Raw genomic sequence first — 9019 nt, 5'->3', positions numbered from 1 at the left:
CCTCACCTCACCCCTATTCGTTGATCTGTTTTACTTCGAAGCTGCGTCCTTGATGGCACTCGCCACCGTGAACCCGTCACTTCGCGGGACCATGCTCAGGCCTTTGCGCAACCCCCACGCCACCTTCGCGTTATGCACCGGCACGATGGCAACGTCCTCCGCGGCAACCCTTGCGGCCGTTCGCAGCAACTCTTCGCGTTCCTTTTCACTCAATGTTTTTGACGCAGAGCGGATCGCCGCGTCAAACTCCTTGTTGCTGTACCGGCCATAGTTGTTGGCTCCGGTCCCCAGGGCCTTGTCAAAGGTATGGACAACGGCGGTGGAAGGCTCCAGCGAATCACCGAGAACCGCACCAATGCCAAACATGGCCAGGCTGAATTCAGGCTCGCCACCAGCTCCGCCGCTTGTCGCCCGGGTAACAAAGTTCGCGTAGGGGAGCGTCCTTGCGTCGGTTTTTATCCCCGCCTGGGTCAACATCTGGGCAATTGCTTCGCAGACCCGTGCGTCGTTGAGGTACCGGTCATTGGTGCAGTGCAGAACCACCTTGAATCCGGAGGGATAGCCTGCCTCGGTCAGCAAGGCTTTGGCCCGCGCCGTGTCCCCGGGCTGAAGCTTCAGTGCGGGCTCGTACCCAAAAAAGCCGGCGGGAACGATCTGCGTCGCTGGTTCCGCATCGCCTTTCATGACGAACTTGTTAATGGCGTCCCTGTTAATGGCCACTGTGATGGCCTGGCGGACTCTTTTGTCCTGGAACGGGTTCTTGGCCAGCGGTTTCCCGTCATGACTGGTGACATAAGGCGAAACCGTCCGAAATTGATCCATGGACAGGTAGTTGAGTAGATAGGAGGTCGTAGAGACCACCGACACCTTGTCGCTTTTCTTCAAGGTCTCGCTCAAGCTACCGGCAGCGCCATCAATGACATCGACACTTCCGCCCAGCATTGCCGCCGCTCTCGCCGGTTCTTTCGGTATGAATTGGTAAATCACTTTTGACCAGGCCGGTTTTGAGCCCCAGTACGCGTCATTGCGTGTCATGGTCACTTGCTGGCTTGGAATGAGTCCTGCGTACTTGAAGGGACCGGTGCCCACCGCCGCCTTGCCGTTCTCGAAGTCTTCCTCCTTGATCTCCGCCCCGCTTCCTTTCGAAAGAATGGCTACGAGACCTACGTTTTCAGGCAGAGTGGGCGCGGCTTCCTTCGTCTTGATGATGACTGTCAGCGGATCCTGGACCCGAACGCTGTCGACCGCTCTCAAATACGTCTTGAATGTTCGCGGGCCGGCCAGCGCCCTGGCCCTGTCCAGCGAGAACTTCACGTCGTTGGCCGTCATCGGTTCGCCGTTGTGAAATTTGACGCCGGGGCGCAACTTGAATTCCCATTGTTTGTCATCTATCGCCTTCCAGGACAAGGCAAGCAGAGGAATGGGATGCAGCTTTTCATCCTGGCCAATCAGCGAGTCGTAGACGTTCATCCAGACGCCACGATTTGCGGCGCCCAGAACGTGGGGATCGGCAGAAGTGACTTCGGCCTTGAACCCGATCCGTAAATCGGCAGCTGACGTCATACCCGAAAGCGTCACAGCCACGGCAGCCGCCAGCAACCGGCGGGGACAAGTTAGTGCGATTCCCATTCTGAAGCTCCATGAAGTTAGGCCAGGCCTTCTACAGCAAGGCAAATACAAATGTATCGTTGAATGATACATCGTATTGTTGTACGATACAACAACTTCGGGATTTTCGCTGCACCGGCCTTACAGAATCATCAGGCGGCGAGGGACTTTTGACCAGAGGGAACACAGAACCGGGACGCGTCACTGAATAGAACTCTACGGCCCGGGTTCAGCGCAGGCGGAGCCCGCTGGCTTGCCCCCTAAGGATGTCAGCCTGTGTCACGCATTGACCGTACCCAGAAACGACGCGGGGTAGCGCAGTCCGGCGGCCGCGTCAGGCGGGAAGGCCTTGTCGAGCTGGACCAGCTCGGCCGGGCTCAGCGTGACGTCGAGTGCGGCGATGTTCTGGTCGAGGTAGCTGCGGCGCTTGGTGCCGGGAATCGGGATGATGTCCGCGCCCTGGGCCAGCACCCAGGCCAGCGCCACTTGCGAGGCGGTGACGCCTTTGGTTGCGGCCAGCTGCTTGACGACATCAACCAGTGCCAGGTTGCGCCTGAAGTTTTCTTCGGCAAAACGCGGCGAAAACTTGCGGCGATAGTCGTCGGCGGGCAGGTCTTCGGGCTTGCTGAAGGCGCCGGTCAGGAAACCGCGGCCCAACGGCGAATAGGGGACAAAGGCCACGCCGTGCTCGCGGCAGGCGGCCAGGGCGCCGGTGACTTCGGGGTCGCGCGTCCACAGCGAATATTCACTCTGCAGCGCGGCGATGGGATGCACCTTGCAGGCACGCGCCAGCGTGGCGGCAGAGGCTTCGGACAAACCCAGATAGCGCACCTTACCGGTTTTCACCAGCTCTGCCATGGCGCCGACGGTGTCTTCAATGGGCACGGTCTTGTCGACGCGGTGCTGGTAATAGAGGTCGATCTGGTCGATATCCAGACGCTGCAGGCTGGCGTCGCAGCTGGCTTTGACATATTCAGGCCGACCGTCGACGCCGCGCGCCGCTTCATTGGCCGGGTCGCGCGTGATGCCGAACTTGGTCGCGATGAACACGTCCTTGCGGCGGCCGGCGATGGCCTTGCCGATCAGCAGCTCATTGGTGTGCGGGCCGTAAATGTCGGCGGTGTCGAGGAAATTCAGGCCTTGATCGAGCGCGTGGTGAAGGGTGGCGATGGACTCGGCGTCGTCGCGGTTGCTGTAGAAGTCGCTCATGCCCATGCAGCCAAGGCCGATGGCGGAGACTTGTGGGCCGTTGCGGCCGAGGGTGCGGGTTTTGATCATGGTGTGTTTGCGTTGGGTTGAAGGGTTGGTTGAAAGGGTTGATAGACAGGGATGGGTTCAGGCGCGCTTCGGCACGGCGCGCAGCTCTTCATAGAGGCCGAGCTTCTTGCGGATGTACTGCAGGGTTTCGCGCTGGCTGCGGATGCCGGCCTCCAGCCGCGCGGCGTGCGCTTCGAGCAAGGTTTGCCGCTCGTCCAGGCTGGCGGCGGTGTTGCCTTCGCGCAGCAGCTGGGCATAGCGCTGCATGTCACGCATCGACATGCCGGTGGCGCGCAGACGCACCAGGAAGTCGAGCCAGCGCATGTCAGCATCGCTGTAGCGGCGCGCGCCGCTGCGCCGGTCTATCGGCGCAATCAGGCCGATCTGTTCGTAATAGCGCAGCGTGTAGGCGCTCAGCCCCGAGGCTTCTGCGGCTTCGGCAATGCTTAAGGAGACGGTGGGGGAGTCAATGGTTGCGGTGGTCATGAAGGGACTGTAAAACTTCGAGCACACTCGAAGTCAAGCCCCTTTTTCGCACAGGGTGTTTTGGCTGCCGCGACCACTGGAAACGGCAGGCCAAATCGCTTTCGCATCCCCTGGGGCGACAATAGGGCACATCCTGCAACGCAAGAGCACCCCCATGACCCAAGCCCAAGACCCCAACCGCGCCAGCGAACTCAAAAAGATGGAACTCTGCGACTCGTGCGCCGGCATCCAGCGCAACTGGCGCAAGGCCCCGGGCCACCCCGAGCTGGTGCAGGGCGACCCGCGCCATGAAACGCGCCGCCATGGGCTGATCACCATCACCCGCTACAAATGCGACCGCTGCGGGACGGCGTGGGAGTATGAGAACGACAAGACCAACCAGAAGGCCGGCTGGTCGGTGGTGGGCCGCTGAGGCGACTCAAGCACAGGCGGCTTACCGCTCTGCGTTGGCGCGCTTGATGAGCGCATCGCACTCGGCGCGAAGCTTCTGCAGCTTGTCTTTCCCGGCATGAAACACCTTGTCGTCGAGCGCACTGACGGCCTTCTTGCCCGAAAGCCCAGCAAGGTAAGACGCTGTTTCAAGCGCATTTTTGCAAGGCCGGAATTGATCAAACGGATCAGGCCCTTCCTTGGCCGCAGGCCACTGCTTGCGCTGCCCGTCCAGCGCTGCCTGGGTCAGGCGCAGCCGCTGGGCGTACTTCATGGCCTCCGGCTCCATGGCCCCGATGGCGTATTCATTGAGGACACGCTGCGACCTGATCGCCAGGGCCAGCGCATCCTGCTCGCCCTTGGTGGGTTGCGCCATCGCCAGCGTGGCGGCCGGAAACAGCAGGAAGGTCAAAAGCATTCGCATCAGGCCGACCATACAGGAATATGAAATCCGCCCTCTTGCCGCCCGRCCGCTTGAATCGCCATCGGCTGGACGCCGACCCCGACACGGGCTTTTGAATGACACGCGTGGCGGGGCACCGGACGCATCATGGCTCTTGCACTGAAAGGACACAACAAGCATGAAACGAAGACTGCTTCTCGCCACCACCGCACGGCTGTGCCTGGGCGGAGCTGTGTATTTCACCCTGCCGGGCGCACAGGCCCAGCCCAGCTACACCGTCAGCATGGCCCAGCTGCAGGACGCGGTGGCCAAACGCTTTCCGGTGCGCAAGCGCGCCAACGGCCTGCTGGACATGACCGTGCAGGCACCGCAGCTGCGCCTGCTACCCGAACAAAACCGGCTGGGCGCCGCCATGGCGGTGGAAGCCGCCGGCCCGGCGCTGCAGCGTGCTTACCCCGGCACCTTTGACCTGGACTTTGCGCTGCGCTACGAAGCCAGCGACATGACGATACGCGCGCACCAGCTGCGCGTGAACACGCTGCAGTTTGACGGCCTGCCGCCGCAGGCGTCGATGCTGGTATCAGGCTATGGCCCGCAGCTGGCCGAGCAGGCGCTGCAGGGCGTTGTGCTGCACTCGCTCAACCCGCAGGACCTGGCACTGCCCAACAGCATGGGCGTGCAGCCTGACCGGATCACCGTGACGGCGCGGGGGCTGGTGATTGAGTTCGTGAACAAGCCGCTGAGCTGAGCCAGCAGACCGCCGCGGTAACGCGCTAGCCGCGTTGCTCGCCCGCCAGCGCCTGCACATACGCGCGCAGCGAGGTGCGACCGCGGACAGGTGCATCGGGCACGGTGTAATGCCGGTCCAGCGTGATTCCTGTCATTGCCGCATACGATCTGGCCGCAGCACTTGAAAAGCCCATGGCCCTGAAGGCCTCTTCCCATTTCTCGCGCGGCGCAACACGCACCGAGACGGGTTTTTGCAGCGCCTCTCCAAAGGCCACGGCAACATCGCCTGCGCTGTACTGCTCTGGCCCTTCAACATGAAAGAGGCCGGTTTTGCCGGCGGGCTCGGTCATCAGGCGCGCAGCGAACTCACCCAGGTCTTGCGGCGCCACCATGGGCAGCTTGAAGTCCGCCGGGTACATGGAGTCGATCACACCTTCATCCTGCGCGGTCTTCAGCGCCGCGTCCCAGTTGCTCATGTAGTAGGCCGCGCGTATCACGCTGAACGGCACAGCTTGTGCCTCCAGGGCTTTTTCCATGTCGTAAAGAATGCCGAGGTCGCCCGCGCGCTGGACGGGCTGGGCGCCATAGGTGGACTCGGCCACGATCTTCTCGAAGCGTGTACCTTGCAGTGCCTCAATGATGGACGTCACCGTGCTGCGCTCTTCGGCATCGGTGTCGGTGGAGGGAGCCGCCGGCGGATTAAGCAGAAAAAGCCGCGTGCCCTGCTGGAAGACTTTGCGCAGCGACGGTACATCGTGGGCGTCGGCAACAGCGACCTTCGCCCGTTGGGGTACGTCGTGTTTGGTCTTGCCCACCCGGCCGGATTTTTTGGGGTCGTGGGTGATGAGGGTGACGGGCTCGCCCGCACCGATAAGGCGTTTGACCAGCGCCGAGCCGACGTGTCCTGTTCCGCCAAGAATGATATGCATGGGATTCTCCTGGTGTCAAAAGATCCATGCTCGAGGCAGGCGAGGCTCCTCAGTGACAGCCACTGGAGCCCTGGAAAGTCGGAATGCGCCGACAAGGGACAAGGAAGGGCTGCGACGCGTGCGGTCACAAGGAGACAGGCAAAAAAAAGACAGGCCTCAGCCTGTCTTTTTGGATCAGCGGGTATGTATTTGACCCGCGTTGCCGCTTACTTGGTGCCGGCTGCCTTGRCGTCGGTCTTGGCTTCTGCCTTGACTGCGCTGGTGTCGACCGCAGCGTTGGCCTTGTCGGCGGCGGCTTTGGCCTTCACGGTATCAACCTTGGCATTGGCATCGATAGCGACGCCGGCTGCTTTGGCATCTGCCTTGGTGGTGGCCTTTTCAGCTTTGGTGGTGGCCTTGGCTTTGTCGTCAGCGTCTGCCTTTTCAACCTTGGCGTCGGCCTTGACCTTGGCTTTAGCGGCCTTGGCATCTGCCTTGGCGGTTTTCGCCGCGGCTTTTTCTTCGGCCTTCACCACTTTGGCATCGGCCTTGGCGTCAACCTTGGCTTCGCTTTTCACGGCGGCTGCCACAGACTTGTCGGCCTTGGCTTCAGCCTTGCCGGCAACCGGAGCGGTTTGCGTGGACGACTCGACAGGTGCCGGTGTTTGTGCAGAAGCAATGCCGACGAAGAGGGTAGCAATGAGAGTAGCGAGCAATTTGTTCATGAGAGAGTCCTTTGAATGGATGGATGATGGAAATTATTGTTATCACGTAGCCTGTGTTCAACGGCGTGGCATGCAGCGCTGTTGACCCTTCACACACACCGTTGCACAACACACTTGCGCCTTACATCGCTTGTCGCTGTATGGCGACAATACCGCCCCGTTTCGCGCTGGCCTGTAGGATGTGGCGCTTCCACCGTGTAATGAATGAAGCAGCAGCATGTTCCTCGAAGCGTCCGAGGACTGATCAGGCATCAGTATCCTGGTGATGAATCTGGCATTGAACAAACTCAGAGCCAGAGATGGAACGCGGATATTGCGTCTTGTCGATTGACCTCCGAAGCCTGATAGAAACACTTTGCTGCGACGTATGGACTTGCGCTGACGCACCGTTAAAGAACACAGATACGAGCCGCGCAATCTCTGTTACTGAAGATGGCTTGCAACGCATCAATAGACTCACCAAGTCCAGTTGGTCATGTGGATCGCTGTATAGATCAAGCACGACAACGGTGTCCGGATCGCCCTTTACGGGGTAGACATGAACGTCCCCACGCCCGGCTCGGTAAGCATCGTCAAAGTAATCGTGGTGGATGGATAAGATCTCAATCTTTACACCCAGGGCATCAAAGACGGCTTGAAGGTCTGGATTGGGCACTGGCTTGTCTTCGACAGTCCAACTGACGAAGTCACCCATAGAGACACAGATTTCAAATTCGGTTGCGGGAACGATCGGACTCATGATGCTCAATGTTTGAGATGCAGGGTGCACAGCCGACTTGCCGGCAGAGTGCCTCGTTTTACCGGAAAGTCATTTTCAGGTCGGCTACCAGAACTTCCACCAGGGACGCACTTTTTTAAGCGTAGGTGCGAAGACAGACGGCTCGCCAGGAATGTCTGCGAGTAATAGCGGAGAGATGGCGGTGAAGAGGCCCGACACAGATTCACCGTCTTCATTGGCAAGCTGCTTTGCGACCTTGTTGAAGGGAAAGACTGACAACTTGTCATTGATCCTGACCATCCAGCCGTGCTCTGGATCTTGCACCCACTGCCCGCCGAAAGTGTGACGGATGCATTCACCGAGGAATGAGCCCAAGGTGCTCGGCAGGTTGCTCTTGACTTCCTCACTCGCAGTTTGGCGTTGACGATCAATGTATGCGTCGAGCCAGCGCACTCCAGCCTCGTTGTACTCGACGATGACGGCCAGCTTTCCCCTGGCAATGTTTCGCACCAATTCGGCGTTGGCAATGATGTGGTGTTCCATGTGTCCTAACTTTGACATGTCCCGCAGAAGTGCGGAATGGCGCGGAGTCTTGCCAGGCAACCTTCTCAGGGGTTCAGATGGAAGTGAATGGCAGCCTCCAGGGCCCGGTGCAGCGGATTCCTTTGATCCGCCTGAGCGGGCTTGGTGGGAGATACGGTGCGCGTGAAGCGACGCCGCCCCTGCGATTCGCTCTCGATGAAGATCACGAACGCGGAGGTGCCAGCTTTGAGTTCGGCTTCGGTGTAGAAGGCGCGCTGGTATTCGTTCTCGCCCGAGAGCGCGGCATAGCTCGCTGCATCGACCAGGGTATGGACGGTTTCACCTTCGCGCTTGACGGTGCCGCTTGTAATGGCGGCGCCAATGGCACCTCCCAGTGCAGCACCCAACGCCGCGCTTTTGAGTTCTGCGCGATAGTTTGAATACACCGCAAAGTGATGCAACCTGGTTGGAGGGACGGGTCCGGCACCATACTTTTCTTGCAGACGATGGGAGAACAGCCGGGGGCCGGTGGGGTCTGTGAGGTCCTGGGCCAACCGGAAATAACCGTAGCGATCACTGGTAATCAGCAGGCTAAAGATTTCGCGAGTGCCTTCATTCTTCGGGCGCAGGTCTTCGACCGGTGTCCGGGCCGATGCGGCGAGGTTCTCGACAGGCAGAGACACCGGGCCTGTGGCGCAGCCCACCAGGGAGAGGGAAGCCAGGAAAGCTAGCAATAGACGCATGGACATGAACTCCGGTAGTTATCGGCTGATGGCGACAGTCGCCGCCCGCGGGATATTTGGTGCGGTGAGACAGGGTCAATGGCGGGAGGTCAGGCCAACCACTGACCATCGGTTCGACCGAGCGGCGGAACGCACTATTTCGCGGGCGACGTTGAAACAACGTCCCTGACAATCACCTCCGAGACGGTTCGAACCTGCTTGGGGGTAACGGCTGAGAAAATGCCCTCCCAGGCGCTCGAGGAGGTATTGAAATTTTTGGCTCCGAACGACTTGTTCGAAGGAAGCTCGATGTACTGGGCGTTAACGTCCATGTACGCGTTTCCAACCAGCACGCCCAACACGTATCGCTTCGCTGTAGACACATACTTGAAGTCGTTGACGGTCAAACGGACAAGGATGGAGGCGTTCGAGGGAATTGCGGCTTCATCCTTGGCAAAGACGAATGGGATCTTCGCGGTTTTTGCGGATTCTGCCAGCGACTCCTTCCATTC

12 protein-coding genes are annotated in these 9019 nt (G+C 60.0%); 2 read left to right on the top strand and 10 right to left on the bottom strand.

Annotated features, from left to right (window positions below):
* Positions 1 to 30 precede the first annotated feature (30 nt).
* The 3 genes from AC1D1X_RS09100 to AC1D1X_RS09090 all read right to left on the bottom strand — a co-directional run bounded on the left by AC1D1X_RS09100 (position 31) and on the right by AC1D1X_RS09090 (position 3351).
* Positions 31 to 1629 carry an ABC transporter substrate-binding protein gene (locus AC1D1X_RS09100; RefSeq protein ID WP_477670528.1) on the bottom strand — a complete coding sequence of 533 codons (1599 nt, stop codon included), beginning with the start codon at positions 1627 to 1629 and terminating at the stop codon, positions 31 to 33.
* Positions 1630 to 1887: 258 nt separating this feature from the next.
* The gene (locus tag AC1D1X_RS09095) at positions 1888 to 2886 is read right to left on the bottom strand and encodes an aldo/keto reductase (protein ID WP_477670527.1); all 999 of its coding nucleotides are present in this window, start codon (positions 2884 to 2886) and stop codon (positions 1888 to 1890) included.
* Between the two features lie 57 nt (positions 2887 to 2943).
* On the bottom strand, positions 2944 to 3351 hold the full coding sequence (locus tag AC1D1X_RS09090) for a MerR family transcriptional regulator (protein WP_477670526.1): 408 nt from the start codon (positions 3349 to 3351) through the stop codon (positions 2944 to 2946).
* A 154-nt stretch (positions 3352 to 3505) separates the two neighbouring features.
* Between AC1D1X_RS09090 and AC1D1X_RS09085 the strand changes: the two genes are divergently transcribed.
* A complete protein-coding gene (locus AC1D1X_RS09085) occupies positions 3506 to 3763 on the top strand; it encodes a hypothetical protein (RefSeq protein ID WP_477649662.1) in 258 nt (85 codons plus the stop codon).
* A 21-nt stretch (positions 3764 to 3784) separates the two neighbouring features.
* Here the strand turns inward: AC1D1X_RS09085 and AC1D1X_RS09080 are convergent, their stop codons facing one another.
* Positions 3785 to 4204: a hypothetical protein gene (locus AC1D1X_RS09080; RefSeq protein WP_477670525.1), complete on the bottom strand. Its 420-nt coding sequence runs from the start codon at positions 4202 to 4204 to the stop codon at positions 3785 to 3787.
* 157 nt (positions 4205 to 4361) lie between these two features.
* Between AC1D1X_RS09080 and AC1D1X_RS09075 the strand changes: the two genes are divergently transcribed.
* Positions 4362 to 4931, top strand: a complete 570-nt coding sequence (locus tag AC1D1X_RS09075) for a DUF1439 domain-containing protein (protein ID WP_477670524.1) — start codon at positions 4362 to 4364, stop codon at positions 4929 to 4931.
* A 25-nt stretch (positions 4932 to 4956) separates the two neighbouring features.
* On the opposite strand, the gene AC1D1X_RS09070 is transcribed toward AC1D1X_RS09075, so the two are convergent.
* The 6 genes from AC1D1X_RS09070 to AC1D1X_RS09045 form a co-directional block, all read right to left on the bottom strand.
* Complete coding sequence (locus tag AC1D1X_RS09070; RefSeq protein ID WP_477670523.1) at positions 4957 to 5841, bottom strand: NmrA family NAD(P)-binding protein; 885 nt, start codon at positions 5839 to 5841, stop codon at positions 4957 to 4959.
* A gap of 206 nt (positions 5842 to 6047) precedes the next feature.
* Positions 6048 to 6545 (bottom strand): hypothetical protein, encoded by a 498-nt coding sequence (locus AC1D1X_RS09065; RefSeq protein WP_477698164.1) that lies wholly within the window; start codon positions 6543 to 6545, stop codon positions 6048 to 6050.
* Between the two features lie 244 nt (positions 6546 to 6789).
* The gene (locus tag AC1D1X_RS09060; protein WP_477670521.1) at positions 6790 to 7284 is read right to left on the bottom strand and encodes a hypothetical protein; all 495 of its coding nucleotides are present in this window, start codon (positions 7282 to 7284) and stop codon (positions 6790 to 6792) included.
* A gap of 84 nt (positions 7285 to 7368) precedes the next feature.
* The gene (locus AC1D1X_RS09055) at positions 7369 to 7806 is read right to left on the bottom strand and encodes a hypothetical protein (protein WP_477670520.1); all 438 of its coding nucleotides are present in this window, start codon (positions 7804 to 7806) and stop codon (positions 7369 to 7371) included.
* 65 nt (positions 7807 to 7871) lie between these two features.
* Entirely contained in the window at positions 7872 to 8534 is a 663-nt protein-coding gene (locus AC1D1X_RS09050; protein ID WP_477670519.1) for a hypothetical protein, read from the bottom strand.
* Positions 8535 to 8662: 128 nt separating this feature from the next.
* On the bottom strand, positions 8663 to 9019 hold a 357-nt coding region (locus tag AC1D1X_RS09045; protein WP_477698163.1), incomplete at its 5' end, for a hypothetical protein.

The sequence above is a fragment of the Polaromonas sp. P1_G4 genome, from assembly GCF_056405475.1.
Note: the sequence above shows the minus strand (reverse complement) of the source record. Positions and strands in the feature narration are given on the sequence as shown.

Coding starts and splice junctions, on each gene's coding strand:
- AC1D1X_RS09085 (WP_477649662.1), top strand. CDS start 3,506: ATGACCCAAGCCCAAGACCCCAACCGCGCCAGCGAACTCAAAAAGATG.
- AC1D1X_RS09070 (WP_477670523.1), bottom strand. CDS start 5,841: ATGCATATCATTCTTGGCGGAACAGGACACGTCGGCTCGGCGCTGGTC.
- AC1D1X_RS09080 (WP_477670525.1), bottom strand. CDS start 4,204: ATGCGAATGCTTTTGACCTTCCTGCTGTTTCCGGCCGCCACGCTGGCG.
- AC1D1X_RS09060 (WP_477670521.1), bottom strand. CDS start 7,284: ATGAGTCCGATCGTTCCCGCAACCGAATTTGAAATCTGTGTCTCTATG.
- AC1D1X_RS09050 (WP_477670519.1), bottom strand. CDS start 8,534: ATGTCCATGCGTCTATTGCTAGCTTTCCTGGCTTCCCTCTCCCTGGTG.
- AC1D1X_RS09075 (WP_477670524.1), top strand. CDS start 4,362: ATGAAACGAAGACTGCTTCTCGCCACCACCGCACGGCTGTGCCTGGGC.
- AC1D1X_RS09095 (WP_477670527.1), bottom strand. CDS start 2,886: ATGATCAAAACCCGCACCCTCGGCCGCAACGGCCCACAAGTCTCCGCC.
- AC1D1X_RS09055 (WP_477670520.1), bottom strand. CDS start 7,806: ATGGAACACCACATCATTGCCAACGCCGAATTGGTGCGAAACATTGCC.
- AC1D1X_RS09100 (WP_477670528.1), bottom strand. CDS start 1,629: ATGGGAATCGCACTAACTTGTCCCCGCCGGTTGCTGGCGGCTGCCGTG.
- AC1D1X_RS09090 (WP_477670526.1), bottom strand. CDS start 3,351: ATGACCACCGCAACCATTGACTCCCCCACCGTCTCCTTAAGCATTGCC.